This is a genomic window from Actinoplanes siamensis, assembly GCF_016862395.1.
In the GTDB taxonomy this organism is placed as follows: domain Bacteria; phylum Actinomycetota; class Actinomycetes; order Mycobacteriales; family Micromonosporaceae; genus Actinoplanes; species Actinoplanes siamensis.
Genome location: NZ_BOMW01000046.1, coordinates 38,953 through 55,370, shown reverse-complemented (window position 1 = coordinate 55,370; position 16,418 = coordinate 38,953). Strand labels below are relative to the sequence as shown.

Below are 16,418 nucleotides of genomic sequence, written 5' to 3'. Positions count from 1 at the left end.
CGCGCCCTACCCTGCTGGGGATGGAGAGTACTGGCCCAGGGTCGCGAAACGGTGTAATGGGGCCGTTGGTTCGGCTCACGTTCGGCCGGGAGGCGCCGCGCCCACCCGCCCGCGGCCGGCTGCGATATCTGCTTCCGTTGATCCTTGTCGGGCTGGTCGGAATCGGCGCGGCGGCCTACGAGTACCTGCTCGCCCACCGCGACGTACCGACGATCCTGATCGCGATCCTGGCGATCGGGTCGGTGCTGCCGGTCGCCGTCTGCTACCGACTGCCGGTGAACGCGTGGCGGCTCACGTTCGTGATGGTCTTCCTGGGCGTGGTCGACGCCGGGCCGGAGGAGCCCTGGCCGTGGAACACCGTGCAGATCCTCGGCACGCTGTTCGTGCTCGGCCGCCTCGCCACGGTCAGCAGCTCGCTGGTCACCCTCTGGGCCACCACGCTCACCGTGATCGGAGTCCTGCTGCTCGGCGGGAAGAACTCCGGGGGCGCGAGCATCATGATCGTGGCGGTCGCGGCGCTCGGCAACATCGCCTCCGCCCGCCGCCGCACCCGCGAGCTGCTCGCCGAGCAGACCGAGCTGAACGAGCTGGAGCGGGCCAGACGCGCGGTGCTGGAGGAACGCGCCCGGATCGCCCGGGAGATGCACGACGTGGTGGCGCACCACATGTCGATGATCGCGGTGCAGGCCGAAACGGCGCCGTACCGTTTGGCCGGGTTGCCCGACGAGGCGAAGGACGAGCTGGCCTCGATCGCCGGAGCGGCCCGGGAGGCGCTCACCGACATGCGCCGGCTGCTCGGGGTGCTGCGCTCGGCGGACCAGGCGGCGGAACGGGCGCCGCAGCCGGGGTACGCGGAGATCGCCGAGCTGGTGGCCACCGCCCGCAAGGCCGGGCTGCCGGTCACCGGCGACCTGCCGACCCTGGCCGGGATCGACGGGACGGCCGGGCTCACGGCGTACCGGATCATGCAGGAAGCCCTGGCCAACGCGGCCCGGCACGCGCCCGGCGGCCCGGTCCGGCTGACCGCTCGCGCCGATGGCGATCTCCTGGAGTTGCGGGTCGTCAACGAGCTGACCACCGCGCCCGGCGCCGGGCACAAGCCGGGTCATGGATTGACCGGGATGCGTGAGAGGGTGGCACTGCTCGGTGGCGAGCTGACCGCCGGGCCGGACGGCGAGGGCGGCTACCAGGTGCTCGCCCGCATCCCACGGCAGCCGGAGGCGCGATGATCAGAGTGTTGATCGCGGACGATCAGGCGATGGTGCGGCAGGGCTTCGGCGCGCTGCTGGCCGCGCAGCCCGACCTGCTGGTGGTCGGCGACGCCGCGGACGGCGCGGCGGCGATCACGGCGACCCGCACGCTGAACCCCGACGTCGTGCTGATGGACGTGCGGATGCCGGTGATGGACGGGCTGGAGGCGACCCGGCGCCTGGCCGGAGGCCCCCGGATTCTCATCCTGACCACCTTCGACCTTGATGATTATGTGTACGAGGCCCTGCGCGCCGGCGCCAGTGGTTTCCTGCTCAAGGACGCCCCGGCCGCCGACCTGGTCCACGCGGTGCGGGTGGTGGCGGCTGGCGAGGCGCTGCTGGCGCCCTCGGTGACGCGCCGGCTGATCGCCGAGTTCGCCGACCGCCCGCGCAAGCACCGGCCCCGGCCGGTGGCGCTGAACGCGCTCACCCCGCGCGAGACCGAGGTTCTGCGGCTGATCGCCCGCGGCCGGTCGAACCAGGAGATCGCCGCCGACCTGGTGGTCGCGGAGCAGACGGTGAAGACGCACGTGGGGCGGATCCTGACGAAACTCTCGCTCCGGGACCGGGCGCAGGCGGTGGTCTTCGCCTACGAGACCGGCCTGGTGGCCGCGGGCGAGTGACCCGTCCGGGTGGTCCGGGCCACCTGTGTGGAGCCTGAGTTTCTTAAGTAGTCTTTAAGGGGTACAGTTCCCGGCGGCCCTGGCCCGACGACTTTGCGGAGGTGATCGCTGTGCGAGATAGCGATCCTCCTAGTCGTGGCCGGGACGCTCGTCAGCGTTTCTGACCGCTGACCAGACTCTCCCACCCGTTCCCACCGGCTCGACCCTGCCTTGCGGGGGGCCGGCCGTGTCGTGCGCGCCGCGACGCCGGGAACGGGCATGGCCGCGACGTGACCCGCGCTCGTTCACCGCCCGTCACGAAGCGGAAGTAGGTGGCTCCACCATGAAGAACCTGATCGCTCCCCTCGGCTTCACCGTCATGACCGCGTGGGTCGTCCTGCTCTTCGTCCTGGCCTCGCACAACACGCCCTGAGCGCGCCCGCCCGACGCTCCGTGAGCGCCCCTCCCCCACCATCGCGCGGGCGCCCCTCGCACAACACTCCGTGGGCACACCGCGTAGGGCCCACGGCTGGACGACACGCCCCGGAGCAGGGCCGCCCACGGCAGGAGGCGGGCCCGTAGCGGGCCACGGCGGCCGGACGGTCACGGCAGGCGCGACGTCCAGAGCAGGCTCGTCGCGGCGCCGAGCAGGGCCAGCAGCAGGGCTGTCGCGGCGTACCACTGGGTGACCTCACGCGGCTGCGTCCGGTGCCCGATCGAGCTGCCCATGTCCTCGTACACCTTCTTCAGCTCGCTCACCGAGGCGGCCTCGTAGAAGTAGCCCTTCGTCCGCTCCGCCAGCTCCTGCAGCGAGAGCCGGTCCACCGGCACGCGCTGGAGCTGGCCGCGGATGTCCACCACGCCGGTGTCGGTGCCGAACGCGATGGTGCTGACCGGCACGTTCGCCCCGGCCGCGGCGGTCGCGGCGTCCTCGATCGAGCGGCCGGACGTGCGGTAGCCGTCGGAGAGCAGCACGATGCGGGCTGGCGGCGCGCCGTCCGCGCCGTCCGACGGCACCGAGCGGATCGCGTCCAGCGAGGTGAACACCGCCTCACCGGTGGCGGTCGCCTCGGCCAGGGTCAGCCCGTCGATCCCGGCCAGCACCTCGGCGCGGTCCTTGGTCGGCGCGACCAGCACGTTCGCCGCCTTCGCGAACGACACCAGGCCCAGGTTGTAGCTCGGCGGCAGCTCGTTGACGAACGCCTTCGCCGCCTCCTGCGCGGCCTCGATCCGGGTCGGCGCCACGTCGTCGGCCTGCATCGACAGCGACACGTCGATGGCCAGCATCACGGTGGCGCGCTCCAGCGGCTGCTCGGTGTCCACCGACGGCCGCGCGGTGGAGAACGCCAGCGCCGCCAGCATCAGCAGGAACGCGGCCGCCGAGACGTGCCGGCGCCAGCCCAGCCCCTTCGGCGCGAGGGTGCGCAGCAGGTCGACGTTGGTGAAGCGCATCGCGTACGACCGCCTGCGGAACTGCCGCCACACGTAGGCGCCGGCGACGGCGAGAACGGGCAGCAGCGTGAGCAGCCACCACGGAGCCAGGAAGCGGATCATCGAGTGGTCCCCCGGGTGCGTGCGTGTCGTTGGGCGGCCACGAAGCGGACCATGTCCAGCAGCCAGTCGGTGTCGGTGCGCAGCCGCAGGTGGGAGGCGCCGGCCGCGCGCAGCGCGCGGGCGATCGCGGCGCGCTGCTCGCCGGCCGCGGCCGCGTAGCGCTCGCGCAGCCGGGCGTCCGCGGTCTGCACCTCGTGCAGCGCGCCGGTCTCCGGGTCGGCCAGGGTCAGCACGCCCACGTCGGGCAGCTCCAGCTCACGGGGGTCGACCACCTCGACGGCCAGCACGTCGTGCCGGACGCCGAGCTTGCGGACCGGCCGCGACCAGCTCTCCACCGGCGCCAGGAAGTCCGAGATCACCACGGCCACGCCACGCCGCCGGGGCGGCCGGTTGAGCATGTCGATCAGTTCGCCGAGATCGGCGCGCCCCGGCTGGACCCGCGTGCGCGCGATGGCCCGGAGCAGTCCCTGCGCCTCCTTGCGGCCCGGCCGGGCGGGCATCCGGACCACCGACGGGCCCGGCGGCTCCGCCGCCGCGGCGCGCTTCCGGAAGAACACCGAGGAGCCCTTCTCCGGTACGGCGCAGCCGGTGCCCACGACGGCGCCGACGCGGTTGCCGCCCCGGGCGGTGAGGTGCGTGATCGCCGTGGCCGCGGCGATCACCAGGTCCTTCTTCAGCCACTTGGCGGTGCCGAAGTCGAGACTGGCCGACAGGTCGATCGCCATCCAGGTCTCCAGCTCCCGGTCGGCGACCGTGCGGCGCACGTGCGGGAGCGTGGTACGGGCGGTGACCGGCCAGTCCATCCGGCGCACGTCGTCGCCCGGCCGGTACTCCCGGGACTCGCCGGCCTCGGTGCCCGGACCGGGCAGCAACCCGACGTAGTCGCCCTGGAGCAGGCCGTCCAGCTTGCGGGTGACCAGCAGCTGCAGGCGGGCGAGCACGGCCTCGGCCCGCGCCGCCTCGTCGAGCGGCGCCGGCGGGCTGCCGACGGGCTGGCTCATGGGTGCGGCCAGGGGCCGTTCTGCGGGAACACCGGCGCGCCGGCCGGGATGCCACTGGTCGGCTGGATCCCGCCGGGCCCGGCCGGCGGCGCCCCGTTCGGCCCCTGCGGGTGCTGGCCGCCGTTCGGCGAGGCGCCCTGGCGGGAGGCGACCGACGGCATCGGCACGGCCTGCATGATCCGGGCGACGATCTGGTCGGCCGGGATGTCGTCGGCGAGCGCGTCGTAGCTGAGCACCAGGCGGTGCCGCAGGATGTCCGGCGCGACGTCCTGCAGGTCCTGCGGGAGCGCGTAGTCCCGGCCGCGGAGCAGGGCCAGGGCGCGGGTGGCGCGGACGATGCCGAGCGAGGCGCGGGGGCTGGCGCCGTACTGGATCAGCTGGGCGACGTCGGGCATGCCGTGCTGTGCCGGGGCTCGGGTGGCCAGCACCAGGCGGACCGTGTAGTCGACCAGCGCGTTGTGCACGAACACCTGGTCGGCCCGGCGCTGCAGGGCGAGCAGGTCGGCCGGGGTGAAGACCTGCTTGGGCTCCGGCGCGCTCACCCCCATCCGGTAGACGATCTCGCGCTCCTCGGCGTCCGTCGGGTAGCCCACGATGATCTTCATGAGGAAGCGGTCGCGCTGCGCCTCGGGCAGCGGGTAGACGCCCTCCTGCTCGATCGGGTTCTGCGTGGCCATGACCAGGAACGGGTCGGGCACGTCGTAGCTCTTGCCGCCGATCGACACCTGGTGCTCGGCCATCACCTCGAGCAGCGCCGACTGCACCTTGGCGGGCGCCCGGTTGATCTCGTCGGCCAGCAGGAAGTTGACGAAGACCGGGCCGAGCTCGACGTCGAACTGCTCGTTGCTCTGCCGGTAGATCCGGGTGCCGACGATGTCGGCGGGGACCAGGTCGGGGGTGAACTGCACCCGGGAGAACGTGCCACCGACCACCTTGGCCAGCGTCTCCACGGCGAGCGTCTTGGCCACCCCGGGCACGCCTTCGAGCAGGCAGTGCCCGCGGGCCAGCAGCGCCACGAACATCCGCTCGACCATCCGGTCCTGGCCGACGATGACCCGCTTGACCTCGAACATCGCGCGCTCCAGCTGCGACGCGTCGTGCGCCGGCGGGACCGGCGCCTCTTGCCTGGTCTCGGTCTCGGGCGTGCTGGGCTGCGCCACCGGTCCTCCACAACGGTCGTGATCCGCCGGCTCGGATGCCGACGCTCAAGACTTACACGACAGACAACTACACACGGCTGAGAGGTTGCTAGGAGCTCCTCCGCGCCCGGGACACCAGTCGTCAGGTGACCGTCATCATCATCCGCGCACCCGAAGGTCTCCGCAGCCCAGGGCGCTGTCGGCCGAACATGTTGATCTTTCTGCGCGATCCGCCGGAACGGGCACGCTCACCGGGTGGATACGTAAGTCTTTGAACCGTGTAGCATTTACCACGTCGCCGGGCGGCTTCCCCCGTGGCCGCCCGGCGCATAACTCCCTTTTATTTCTCCCGAGTCGTTTCCCTTATGTTGGTCGACATGGTCGAGGAACTCTCCCCGCAGTGCTCCGCCAAGGGTTGCCGTGCGGCCGCCGCCTGGCAATTGCTCTGGAACAATCCGAAACTGCACGCGCCGGATCACCGCAAGACCTGGCTCGCCTGCGACGATCATCGGGTGTCCCTCGGAGCGTTCCTGGAAGCGCGATCCTTCCTCAAGGAAGTGACGCCTTTCGTGTCGTCCGACGATGCGTCCGTCTCCTAGGCTGCAGATGTGAACCAGCCTTCCGCGCCCATCGCCGTCGATGCCCTGCAGCCGTGGCCGGACACGGTGCAATGGCGTCCCGTCTCGCGCAAGCTGATCACTGTGGAGGTGATCGGGATCGCTGTCTGGCAGGCCGTCCTGGTGATCGGTCTCGGCGTCGGCTGGCTCGTCGGCCGCCAGTGGGGCTGGCTCGCCGGGATCGCCGGGGTGCTGGTGCTCGGTGTCTGGCGCGCGACGGTCGCGGTCCGCGCGGTCCGCGCCTGGGGGTACGCGGAGCGCGACAACGACCTGATGGTCCGGCACGGGCTGCTGATCCGGCGGCTGTCCATCGTCCCGTACGCGCGGATGCAGTACGTGGACGTCACGGCCGGCCCGATCGAGCGTGCGTTCGGGCTGGCCACCGTGCAGTTGCACACCGCCGCGGCGGCCAGTGACGCCCGGGTGCCCGGCCTGCCGCCCGAGGAGGCGGCCCGGCTGCGCGACCGGCTCACCGCCCTCGGCGAGGACCGGGCCGAGGGCCTGTGACCGCCACCGGACCCGAGGAGCCGGCCGGCCGGCAGCGGCTGCACCCGCTGAGCCCGCTGCTGCACGGCGCCAAGAGCCTGTTCGTGATCGTCGCCGCGCTCTCCTGGCAGACGCTGAGCCGGCTCGGTCCGGCGCACTTCGCGATCGTGGTGGCGGTCGTCGCGGTGGGCGCGCTGATCTTCTCGGCGATCGGCTGGTGGAACACCGGGTACCAGGTGGTCGCGCGGGAGCTGCGGATCAGCGACGGGCTGCTGTGGCGGCGCAACCGCGCCATCCCGCTGGACCGGTTGCAGTCGGTGGAGGTGCGCCGGCCGCTGCTGGCGCAGCTGACCGGCCTGGCCGAGCTGCGGCTCGAGGTGGTCGGCGGCAACAAGGCCGAGGCGCCGCTGGCCTATCTGACGGTACGGGAGGCGGCCACGCTCCGGGAACGGCTGCTCTCGCTCTCCGGTCGTACCCCTCCATCGGCGGCCGTGGGTGCGGCGGACCCGGCGGCCGGAGCGCCCACCTCGGCCTCGCTCTTCGCGGTCCGCAACCGCGACCTGCTGATCAGCCAGTTGCTCACACCGCAGGCGTTCTTCCTGCCGGTCGGCGTGGCGTGGGTGATCACGCAGTTCGTGATGGAGGGATCGTGGACCTTCGTCGGGATCGCCAGCACGGTCACCGCGATGGCCGGAGTGCTGCTCCAGCCGATCCGGCGGGTGCTGCGCGACTGGAACTTCCGGCTGGCGCGGGATCCGGGCGGGCGGCTGCTGCTGCGGTACGGGCTGACCGAGACCCGCAACCAGGTGGTGCCGTTGCACCGGGTGCAGGCGGTGCGGATCACCTGGCCGTTCCTCTGGCGTCTCGGGCACTGGGTCTACCTGCAGCTCGACGTCGCCGGGTACGGCGCTCCCGAGCACGGCAACGACACCGGGTCGGACCGGCTGCTGCCGGTCGGCGATCAGCACGCGGCGCGGTTCCTGATCGGCACGGTGCTGCCGGGCGTGGACCTGCTGACGCTGGCGACCTCGCCGCCGCCGGTCCGGGCCCGCTGGCTGCACCCGTTCGGGCTGCGGTTCATGGGCGTGGGCGTGCATCCGGACGTGCTGGTGACGCGGCACGGGCGGGTGTCGCGGGAGATGACGCTGGTGCCCTACGCGCGGCTGCAGAGCGTACGCGTGGTGCAGGGGCCGGTGCAGCGGATGTTCGGGCTGGCGACGGTGTACGCGGACGCGGCCGGCGGGCGGTCCGGGCTGGCCCGGGACCGGGATCTCGCGGAGGCCTGGGCGCTGGCGGACGAGCTGGCCCGGCGGGCTCGGCAGGCGCGGCGATCGGCGCCGGTGTCGCCGGCCTTCCCGGTTTCGCCGCCCACGCCCCTTGTGCCGCCCGCTACGCCGTCCGTGCCGCCTGCGCCGCAGGTGACGCCAGCTACGCCACCTGTGCCCTCCGCGCCGCCTCGCCCGGTGGATGACGCTTTCCGGCAGCCGCCCTCGCGGGCCTAAGCTGTGAGGATGGAGCTACCGGAGTTCGCTCCCGGCCTCGGCGCCCGGGTCCAGCTGACGGTCACCGATGCCGACACCGCCCAGGCGCTCGGTTCCGGCGACGTCCCGGTGCTGGCCACGCCGCGGGTACTCGCGCTCGCCGAGGCCGCCACGGTGGCCGCCACCGCGCGGCAGATGCCCGGCGGGATCACCACCGTGGGGACCCGGGCCGAGGTGGAGCACCGGGCGCCCGCGCCGGTCGGCCGGACCGTGGTGGCGCAGGCGACGCTGACCACGATGGACGGGCGGAAACTGCTCTTCGACGTGACCGTGCGGGACGAGGACGACGTGGTCGCGCGGGTGCGGGTGGAGCGGGTGGTGGTGGACCGGCAGCGCTTCATCGCCAAGGCGCTCGGCGACTGACCGCGCCCTCCCGCCGGGACCGCTCAGATCTCGCCCCAGCGGGCGGTGACCTCCTCCGGGGTGGGCATGGCGACGGCGCCGCCCTGGCGCTCGCAGACCAGGCCGGCGACCGCGAGGGCGTAGCGGACGTGCCGCTGCCAGCCCGCCAGATCGGCCGGGAGCCCCTCCGCGAGCAGGCGGCTGACCAGCGCCCCCATCACCGAGTCGCCGGCGCCGGTGGCGTCGATCGCGGCGACCGGCGGGGCCGGCAGCAGCACCGCGCCGTCCGGGGTGGCCACGTGCGCGCCGCGGGCGCCGCAGGTCACCACCACCGCGCCGGCGCCCAGGGCGCGGATCCGCTCGGCCGCGGCGGCCGGGTCGCTGTCGCCGTAGAGCAGCTGGGCGTCCGCCGCACTGAGCTTGACCAGATCGGCGGTGGCGAAGAACTCCTCGACCAGCTCCCGCAGCGCGGCCAGGGCGGCGGTGTCCGGCAGCAGCTTGGGGCGGACGTTCGGGTCGAAGACACGCAGCCCCCGGAAGCCGGCCCAGGCCTCCCGGGCGGTCGCCCGGAACGGCTCGCGGAGCAGGCAGATCGAACCGGTGTAGAGGACCCGCGCGCCGCTGAGCGTCTCCCGGTCGAGGTCGGCCGGGCGCAGGAGGGCGTACGACGGGGGCTCGCCGTAGAACGTGAAGGCCGGCTCGGCGCCCTCGAACGTGGTGACGGCGAGCGTGGTGGGGACGTCCACCCGGCGTACCCCCTTCGCGCCGACGCCGGCCGCGCCCAGGAACGCGGCGAGCCGGTCGCCGAGGACGTCGGTGCCGAGCGTGCCGGCGTACTCCACGCGGCCGCCGAGGCGGGCCACCCCGACCGCCACGTTGAGCGGCGCGCCGCCGATCGCCTGGCGGTAGATCAGCTCGCCGCCGAGGCCGGCCTCCAGCAGGTCGATCAGCGCCTCGCCCAGTACCACCGCGTAACCCATGCCGCTCCCCTCGCGTTCCCGTCCATCTTCGCGCGCCGCCCGCGTCGAAGCGGGGCCTCGCGTCGCGGGGTCTCAGCCTCGCGTGTCATGACACGGAAATCCAGCCTGTGGTTCCACCACCGGATAAATCCTCTTTTGAGAGAATTGGGGCATGTTCAGTAGCCGCATTCTTCTCACCCTCCCGGCCGTCCTGGCCGGCGCCTGTCTCGCCACGCAGCCCGCTCTCGCCCAGCCGGCCGCGCCCGCCCCCACCCCCGGCCGGGTCCCGGCCGGCACCGGGGCGTCGCCCGCGCCCAGGCCCGCGGTCTTCCAGAAATGGCGACGCGGCGTGCAGGCGGTGACCTACGACACCAGGGTGGTTCCCCTGGGCGCCACCGCGCGTGTCGAGTTCAGCTCGACCGGGCAGAACCTGTGGATCCGGCTGGAGGTCACCGGGCTGGTGCCGAGGCGGGCCTACGGCGCCCACGTACACGTCGCCGAGTGCGGACCGGACCCGAAGGCCGCCGGGCCGCACTTCCAGCACCGGCACGACCCGGCCGCGACCAAGGCGAAGCCGTCCGCGGACCCGGCGTACGCCAATCCGGCGAACGAGATCTGGCTGGACTTCACCACCAACGCCCGCGGGGCCGCGACGGTCAGCCGGGAGCAGCACTGGATGTTCCCGGACGACCAGCCGCCGAAGTCGCTGATCCTGCACGCGCAGACGACCAGGACCGGTCCGGGGGTGGCCGGAACCGCCGGGGACCGGGTGGGCTGCCTCAACCTGCCGTTCGGCTACGGGAGCGGCCGCTGACCCACCTGTTCCGGCGCGGCCCGCGGGGCTCCCCCGGGACCGGCTGGCGCTGAGAGGCCCCCAGGGGCCGGGCACACCCGTCACGGCCGGCCGCACACGTCTGCGGCCGGCTTCCGGAGGCCTCGTCCGGGAGCGGAGGTCTTCGGGGGCTCGCCGGCGCGGCGGGCCGGTGTCGGGCCGGCCACCGGGCGCTGCTTTTCGTCGGGGGCAGGCGGTAACGTCAGGTTACAGCTGAGAACGGAGGCACCCCACGATGGCGCAGAAGGACGGCGGCGCGCAGCCCGCAGCCCGGACGGAGTCCCACGACCCCGCCTTTCCGGAGGCGTTCCTGCAGTTCATGCGCACCGGGTGGCGCGAGGATCCGATCGCGGTCGCGCCCCTGAGCGAGGCGCCGAACTACGCGAAGCGCCGGGCCGCGCTCTCCGAGGCGTTCCCCGGGGAGACCCTGATCATCCCGAGCGGGAACGAGAAGGTGCGGGCCAACGACACCGACTACCCGTTCCGCCCCGGCAGCGACTTCTTCTACCTGACCGGCGACCGCGACCCGGACAGCGTGCTGGTGCTGCGGCCGAACGCGTCCGGGCACGACGCGGTGCTCTACACCCGGGAGCGCAACTCCAAGGAGACCGACAGGTTCTTCCGCGACCGCAACGGCGAGCTCTGGATCGGCCGCACGCACACGCTGACCGAGAAGTCGACGGAGCTGGGGCTGGAGACCGCCTCGCTGGGCCTGCTCGGGCCGGCTCTGGCGCACTCGGCGCCCGGCCGCACCCGGGTGCTGCGCGGGCTGGACCCGAACGTGGACCGCGCGGTGCTCGCCTACGAGCCCGACCGGGACAGGCCGCGCGACCGTGAGCTGGCCTGGGTGATCTCCGAGCTGAAGCTGGTCAAGGACGAGTGGGAGATCGCCCAGCTGCAGGCCGCTATCGACGCCACGGTGCTCGGCTTCGAGGACGTGGCCCGGGTCCTGCCGGCCGACCGCGGGGTGAAGGAGCGCCTGCTGGAGGGCGTTTTCGCGCTGCGGGCGCGGCACGACGGCAACGACATCGGGTACGGGTCGATCGTCGGCGCCGGCGCGCACGCGACCATCCTGCACTGGGTGCGCAACACCGGGGTGACCAAACCCGGTGAGCTGTTGCTGATGGACATGGGCGTGGAGGGGCACAACCTCTACACCGCCGACGTGACCCGCACGGTGCCGGTGTCCGGCACGTTCACACCGCTGCAGCGCCAGGTGTACGACATCGTCCACGCCTCGCAGCAGGCCGGGATGGACGCGATCCGGCCCGGCGTGCTCTTCAAGGACGTGCACCGGACGTGCATGCGGGTGCTCGCCGAGGGGCTCGACGACCTGGGCCTGCTGCCGGTCAGCGTGGACCAGGCGATGGCCGAGGACAGCACGGTGTACCGCCGGTGGACCCTGCACGGTTTCGGTCACATGCTCGGCATCGACGTGCACGACTGCGCGCACGCGCGGAACGAGACGTACCGGGAGGGGCCGCTGGGCGAGGGCTACGTGCTGACGGTGGAGCCGGGGCTGTACTTCCAGCCGGAGGACGAGTTGGTGCCCGAGGAGCTGCGCGGCATCGGCATCCGGATCGAGGACGACGTGCTGGTCACGGCGGACGGCTGCCGGAACCTGTCGGACGGGCTGCCCCGGTCGTCGAGCGACGTGGAGACGTGGCTCGCGGCCCAGCGCGAGGCCGGGCCGCGCCTGCCGTGACGTGTTCGCGGCCCAGCGCGAGGCCGGGCCGCGCCCGCCGTCACGTGTTCGCGGCCCAGCGCGAGGCCGGGCCGCGCCCGCCGGGACGTGTTGCGGCCCGGTGCGAGGATTGACGGATTCCGCTGATCCGAGCACCGGGAGCAGATGTGACGGACGCCCGCCCCTTGATCGCCGATGTCGAGCAGTCCGAGGGGCGGGTCGCCGTCGAGGTGCGTGCCGAGTCCGGCCGGGCCACCGCTGTCGTCGAGCGCATCCGTGACCCGAAGCTGCACCGGCACATCCCGATCGGCACGCGGGACCGCGAGCACCTGCGGATGATGGTCGACGACGTCCCGGTCATCCTGCGGCCGGGCGCCGGGCGGTGGTCCCGCCGGTCGTACCGGGTGGTGGTGGAGCACGACGGCCGGCAGTACGTGTACCGCCCCAAGACGTCGGAGAGCAGTCGGCTGACCCGCGACGGTTTCCGCGTCGGCGACTTCACCGGGACGAACCCGGAGTGGCACGGCAGCCCGGAGCCGGTCGACGCGGCTGTCGGGTATGCGCTGGCCGCCGCGTTCGGGTCAGGCGCCGAGTTCCTCCTGGCGGCTTTCCTGGACAACCCCGCGCTGTAGCCGAACCGCGAGATCGTCCGGCGCTGCGGCCGACAGGACAGATCACCGGGCGTCGTGACCCGACGGGAAGGTCATCCGACGTGGTAGTCGGAGACGATCCAGCACTCGTCCCCGTCCGCCGCGCCGGAGACGTTGACGACCACCCGGACCGGATGCCCGTCAGCGGTGTCGTGGACGGTAGACACCCGACCCCCGTCGTCGGCGGCGGTCTGTGCCATGTCCACCAGCTCACCCAGCGTCGGCACCTCGATCTCCTCACCCTCGTCCCCGGTGACCGGCCCGAGATCGACGTCCGCCGACGGCCCCGGCGACGCCGCCCCACCCACCCGCGCGGACGTCGTCATCCGCCCGTCCCGCACGGTCGCCTGGTACCTCGCGAGCGGCGCGGCCTCGTCACACCCACGGGTCAGCAGGAACGAGTAGGACGCCGGCTCGGTCCAGGCCGGCGCCGCCGAGGCCGGCACCGCGGACGGCGACACCGGCGCGGGTGACGGCGAGGGCGAGGAGGTGCACCCGGCCACCACACCGGTGAGGGCCAACGCACCCAGGGCACCCGCGAACCGCACGACGACCTCCACTCGAGCCCGCCGACCGCCGGCGCGCCACGCGGCGCAATCTAGCGCAGCCATGCACGTATGCCGATCAGAGGTCGGCCACGAACACCGCGGCCTGACGGGCCGGAACGGTCAGCTCGACGACGTCCGGCCTGGTCACCGCGGACGCGCCGCGCAGCAGCGGATCGGCAGACGTGGTCAGCTCCGGGTGCAGCCGCAGCGGGCCCTCCCCCGGCACCACCTGACAGGTCGGCTCGTCGGTCGCGTTGAAGACCACCACGATCTGCCGCCACCGCTCGTCCAGCCCGGATCCGTCGAGGCACATCACGATCACGCCGGGCGTCTCGCCGGGCCCGCCCAGCGGGAACGTCAGCCGCCGCTCCACCTCCTCCGCCGCGGGCAGCCCGAACACCGGCGACGACCGCCGGATCCGGAGCAGCTCCCGGTAGCGCTCAGCGGCCATGTTGATCACTTCGGCGCCGGGGACCAGGGCCGGTTCGGCCAGCAACGGCCGGGCGAAGTCCCATTTGTCGCCGTTGTCGGCAAACGGCGGCAGGCCGGCTCCGAACCCGTTGCCGTGACCGGGGTCCCAGCGGATCTGGTTGAACCAGTCCCCCGAGTTGAACGAGTTCCGGTCCAGCGACTTGGACCGCAGCCGCTCGCTGCCGAGCGCGACGAACCCGGCGCCCTGCCCGAGCACCACCAGCGCCAGCGCGAGCACCTGCATCCGCGCCCGGTCCGCCGGCCGGATCCGCACCGGCAGTTTGAACGCCATCGCGTCGTACAGGATCTCGTTGTCGTGCGCGTCGACGTAGTTGATCGTCTCCCCGGGCGACGCCGCGTATCCGCACGGGGCGCCGTTGTAGTCGACCTGGGCCCCGCTGCGCTCCACCCCGTCGTGGTTGACGAAGCGGTACGTCGCCAGCCCGCCGGCGAGTCCCACCTTGATCCGGTCGTGCACGAATCCGGGGGTGCGGGAGCCGAGCCCGGTGGCGAACCCGGGCACGCCCGGGTCGTCGCCGAAGGCGCCGCCGCCACGCGCCGCGTCACGCAGCCGGTCGTTGAACGTGCCGATCCCGGTGCCGGCCAGGTTGACCTGGGTGGCCTGGGCGAACCGGGCGTCGTACGCCACCTCGCCGAAGTTCCACCCCTCGCCGTACAGGCAGATCTCCCGTCCGTGATCGACCCGGTGGTCGAGCGCGAGCCGCGCCTGAAGGATGTTGGCGCGCGGGTGGTGCCCCATCAGATCGAACCGGAAACCGTCGATCTTGTACGCCCGTGCCCAGGTCACCAGCGAGTCGACGACCAGCTTGCCCATCATCATGTGCTCGGGCGCCGTGTTCGGGCAGCAGGTCGACTCCGCGGTGCTGCCGTCGGCGAGCAGCCGGTGGTAATAGCCCGGGACGATCCGGTCGAGCACGCTGAACCGGTCGAGCCCGTCGCCCATGGTGTGGTTGTAGACCACGTCGAGCACCACGCGCAGACCTACCGCGTTGAGGGAGGCCACGGCTTTGCGCAGTTGCAGCACCCGGGCGGTCCCGGCCGGGTCGGTGGCGTAACTGCCCTCCGGCGTCGTCCAGTGCCACGGGTCGTACCCCCAGTTGTAGCCGTCCCGGTCGGCCACCGCCATCACCGCGCGCTGCTGCTCCGGCGAGTCGGGCGGGAAGGACGCCAGGTCGCAGGCGGGCTGGGCCTGGTCGGCGCGGCGGTCCGGGACGGTCGCGAAGTCGTTGACCGGGAGCAGGTGCACGTGGCTGAGCCCGGCCTCGGCGAGTGAGCGCAGGTGCCGCATCCCGTCCGAGCCGGCGTGGGTGAAGGCCAGGAACGTCCCGCGCTCCTCGGGCGCCACCGACGCGTCGGCGATCGAGAAGTCCCGTACCGACACCTCGGCGATCTGCATCCGGGCCGGCGGCACCGCCTGCGGTTTCTCCAGCTCGGCCCAGCCCGGCGGGATCAGCTCGGGGGCGTCGAGGTCGGCGAGCTGGCTGTGGGTGGAGTCGGCCGCCAGCGACACCGAGTACGGATCGGTCACGCTGGTCGTGACGACGCGTTGCGCGGCCGGCTGCCAGATCTCCACCCGGTACCGGTAGTAGCGGCCCAGCCACTTCCGTTTGACCGGAATCGACCACACACCGGTGAGGTCGTCCCGGGTCATCGGGAGCACCTTCGGCTCCGCGTCCGGCTCCCGGAACAACTCCAGCCCGACGCCGCGGGCGGTCGGCGCCCACACCGCCAGCCGGGGCTGCTCCTCGTGCAGGACCAGGCCCAGGTCGACGTCGGCCGCCTCCGGGTAGAGGTCGTCGAGCACGCCGGCGATCTGCACCGCGGTCCGCGCGGTCACCTCGCCGGCCGGGTCGCGGCCCTCGACCAGCAGCCGGTCCCGCAGCAACGAGCCGAGCTCGGCGTCGGCTAGTTCGCGGAGCGCGAACGCCCGGTACGCCCGCAGGTGCGGGAACCGCCGGCTCTGCGCCTGGAACAGCCCGCCCGGCCGGGCCGTCAGCGGCAGCTCCGCGGACTCGGCGAGCAGCGTGAAGGTGGCCGCGCGGGCGGCGAACCACTCGGGCAGCGCGATGGTCGTGCGGTCCGCGAACACCGCGAAGGCGCGGGCCGGGTCCAGCTCGGGGCCGAGCGTGCCCAGGTCGGGGCGGACCGGTTCGACCGTCCCGGCGAGCAACCAGACCTCACGGGTCGTGGTCAGGTCGAGACGCTGGTCGTCGGGGAGGTCCTTCTGCTCGCCGCGGTGCAGGACGTAACGCAGTCCGACGGCGTCCGGCCGGAGGGGAACGCGGAACACCGCTCCGAAGTCGTCGAAGGCGGCGGGCATCAACGGCGTACGCCAGAGGGTCCGGACCGCAAGCGGCACGCCCTCCCAGCAGTGCAGGCCCCACCCTTCGTAGTCGCCTTCCGGGCGGCGGTAGTGGATCACGGCGAAGCCGGGGTCGGGTTCCCCGCCCGCGCCGGAGAAGTAGATCTGCCGGTCGCCGGACCGCAGCCAGATCTCCGGGTGCTCGCGGACGTCCACGGTCCGGTCCAGGTCGACGTCCTTGGCGCCGGACTCGTGGAGCACCACGAAACTGACCTCGCGCGTGCCGGGCGCCAGGCGGACCCAGGCGAATCCGCCCGCGAAGGGCCGGGGCCCGGCGTCGACGTCTCCCCAGCCGTGCAACGACCACCCGGAGTAGTCCCCGTCGGGCCGGTGGTAGTGGACGATCAGCCAGGACACCG

At 73.0% G+C, this 16,418-nt stretch carries 15 protein-coding genes; 9 read left to right on the top strand and 6 right to left on the bottom strand.

The features are described from left to right. Positions 1–56 precede the first annotated feature (56 nt). Both Asi03nite_RS23885 and Asi03nite_RS23880 read left to right on the top strand, forming a co-directional pair. Positions 57–1,229, top strand: a complete 1,173-nt coding sequence (locus tag Asi03nite_RS23885) for a sensor histidine kinase (protein ID WP_203682676.1) — start codon at positions 57–59, stop codon at positions 1,227–1,229. Beyond that, positions 1,226–1,873, top strand: coding sequence for a response regulator (locus Asi03nite_RS23880; RefSeq protein ID WP_203682675.1), 648 nt, complete (start codon positions 1,226–1,228; stop codon positions 1,871–1,873). The genes Asi03nite_RS23885 and Asi03nite_RS23880 overlap by 4 nt, the downstream gene beginning before the upstream one ends. Before the next feature lie 582 nt (positions 1,874–2,455). Here Asi03nite_RS23880 and Asi03nite_RS23875 read toward each other — a convergent pair. The 3 genes from Asi03nite_RS23875 to Asi03nite_RS23865 are packed head-to-tail and all read right to left on the bottom strand — an operon-like array spanning position 2,456 to position 5,567. Continuing rightward, positions 2,456–3,406 carry a VWA domain-containing protein gene (locus Asi03nite_RS23875; RefSeq protein ID WP_203682674.1) on the bottom strand — a complete coding sequence of 317 codons (951 nt, stop codon included), beginning with the start codon at positions 3,404–3,406 and terminating at the stop codon, positions 2,456–2,458. Further along, a complete protein-coding gene (locus tag Asi03nite_RS23870) occupies positions 3,403–4,407 on the bottom strand; it encodes a DUF58 domain-containing protein (protein ID WP_203682673.1) in 1,005 nt (334 codons plus the stop codon). The genes Asi03nite_RS23875 and Asi03nite_RS23870 overlap by 4 nt, the downstream gene beginning before the upstream one ends. After that, positions 4,404–5,567 (bottom strand): AAA family ATPase, encoded by a 1,164-nt coding sequence (locus tag Asi03nite_RS23865; RefSeq protein WP_203682672.1) that lies wholly within the window; start codon positions 5,565–5,567, stop codon positions 4,404–4,406. Before Asi03nite_RS23865 ends, Asi03nite_RS23870 begins: the two co-directional genes overlap by 4 nt. Before the next feature lie 356 nt (positions 5,568–5,923). Between Asi03nite_RS23865 and Asi03nite_RS23860 the strand changes: the two genes are divergently transcribed. From Asi03nite_RS23860 to Asi03nite_RS23845, 4 genes are read left to right on the top strand one after another with little or no spacing between them, the layout of a single operon-like run. Then, a complete protein-coding gene (locus Asi03nite_RS23860) occupies positions 5,924–6,145 on the top strand; it encodes a hypothetical protein (RefSeq protein ID WP_239102879.1) in 222 nt (73 codons plus the stop codon). A 9-nt stretch (positions 6,146–6,154) separates the two neighbouring features. Continuing rightward, positions 6,155–6,670 (top strand): PH domain-containing protein, encoded by a 516-nt coding sequence (locus Asi03nite_RS23855; protein WP_203682670.1) that lies wholly within the window; start codon positions 6,155–6,157, stop codon positions 6,668–6,670. Then, positions 6,667–8,151, top strand: a complete 1,485-nt coding sequence (locus Asi03nite_RS23850; RefSeq protein WP_203682669.1) for a PH domain-containing protein — start codon at positions 6,667–6,669, stop codon at positions 8,149–8,151. Before Asi03nite_RS23855 ends, Asi03nite_RS23850 begins: the two co-directional genes overlap by 4 nt. A gap of 9 nt (positions 8,152–8,160) precedes the next feature. Then, positions 8,161–8,553, top strand: a complete 393-nt coding sequence (locus Asi03nite_RS23845) for a thioesterase family protein (RefSeq protein WP_203682668.1) — start codon at positions 8,161–8,163, stop codon at positions 8,551–8,553. Between the two features lie 23 nt (positions 8,554–8,576). On the opposite strand, the gene Asi03nite_RS23840 is transcribed toward Asi03nite_RS23845, so the two are convergent. Next, entirely contained in the window at positions 8,577–9,512 is a 936-nt protein-coding gene (locus tag Asi03nite_RS23840; RefSeq protein ID WP_203682667.1) for a carbohydrate kinase family protein, read from the bottom strand. 151 nt (positions 9,513–9,663) lie between these two features. Between Asi03nite_RS23840 and Asi03nite_RS23835 the strand changes: the two genes are divergently transcribed. The 3 genes from Asi03nite_RS23835 (at position 9,664) to Asi03nite_RS23825 (ending at position 12,639) form a co-directional block, all read left to right on the top strand. Continuing rightward, positions 9,664–10,305, top strand: coding sequence for a superoxide dismutase family protein (locus tag Asi03nite_RS23835; RefSeq protein ID WP_203682666.1), 642 nt, complete (start codon positions 9,664–9,666; stop codon positions 10,303–10,305). A 253-nt stretch (positions 10,306–10,558) separates the two neighbouring features. Further along, complete coding sequence (locus Asi03nite_RS23830; protein WP_203682665.1) at positions 10,559–12,028, top strand: aminopeptidase P family protein; 1,470 nt, start codon at positions 10,559–10,561, stop codon at positions 12,026–12,028. A gap of 146 nt (positions 12,029–12,174) precedes the next feature. Next, complete coding sequence (locus tag Asi03nite_RS23825) at positions 12,175–12,639, top strand: hypothetical protein (RefSeq protein WP_203682664.1); 465 nt, start codon at positions 12,175–12,177, stop codon at positions 12,637–12,639. Positions 12,640–12,710: 71 nt separating this feature from the next. Here Asi03nite_RS23825 and Asi03nite_RS23820 read toward each other — a convergent pair whose 3' ends face one another. Both Asi03nite_RS23820 and pulA read right to left on the bottom strand, forming a co-directional pair. Beyond that, complete coding sequence (locus tag Asi03nite_RS23820; RefSeq protein WP_203682663.1) at positions 12,711–13,205, bottom strand: hypothetical protein; 495 nt, start codon at positions 13,203–13,205, stop codon at positions 12,711–12,713. A gap of 76 nt (positions 13,206–13,281) precedes the next feature. Further along, entirely contained in the window at positions 13,282–16,416 is a 3,135-nt protein-coding gene (pulA, locus tag Asi03nite_RS23815; RefSeq protein WP_239102878.1) for a pullulanase-type alpha-1,6-glucosidase, read from the bottom strand. Between the last annotated feature and the right edge of the window lie 2 nt (positions 16,417–16,418).

Bases quoted from the DNA above. Each gene is read 5' to 3' on its own strand.
- Asi03nite_RS23830 (WP_203682665.1), top strand. From the start codon at position 10,559: ATGGCGCAGAAGGACGGCGGCGCGCAGCCCGCAGCCCGGACGGAGTCC.
- Asi03nite_RS23840 (WP_203682667.1), bottom strand. From the start codon at position 9,512: ATGGGTTACGCGGTGGTACTGGGCGAGGCGCTGATCGACCTGCTGGAG.
- Asi03nite_RS23860 (WP_239102879.1), top strand. From the start codon at position 5,924: ATGGTCGAGGAACTCTCCCCGCAGTGCTCCGCCAAGGGTTGCCGTGCG.
- Asi03nite_RS23870 (WP_203682673.1), bottom strand. From the start codon at position 4,407: ATGAGCCAGCCCGTCGGCAGCCCGCCGGCGCCGCTCGACGAGGCGGCG.
- Asi03nite_RS23835 (WP_203682666.1), top strand. From the start codon at position 9,664: ATGTTCAGTAGCCGCATTCTTCTCACCCTCCCGGCCGTCCTGGCCGGC.
- Asi03nite_RS23880 (WP_203682675.1), top strand. From the start codon at position 1,226: ATGATCAGAGTGTTGATCGCGGACGATCAGGCGATGGTGCGGCAGGGC.
- Asi03nite_RS23845 (WP_203682668.1), top strand. From the start codon at position 8,161: ATGGAGCTACCGGAGTTCGCTCCCGGCCTCGGCGCCCGGGTCCAGCTG.
- Asi03nite_RS23875 (WP_203682674.1), bottom strand. From the start codon at position 3,406: ATGATCCGCTTCCTGGCTCCGTGGTGGCTGCTCACGCTGCTGCCCGTT.
- Asi03nite_RS23885 (WP_203682676.1), top strand. From the start codon at position 57: ATGGGGCCGTTGGTTCGGCTCACGTTCGGCCGGGAGGCGCCGCGCCCA.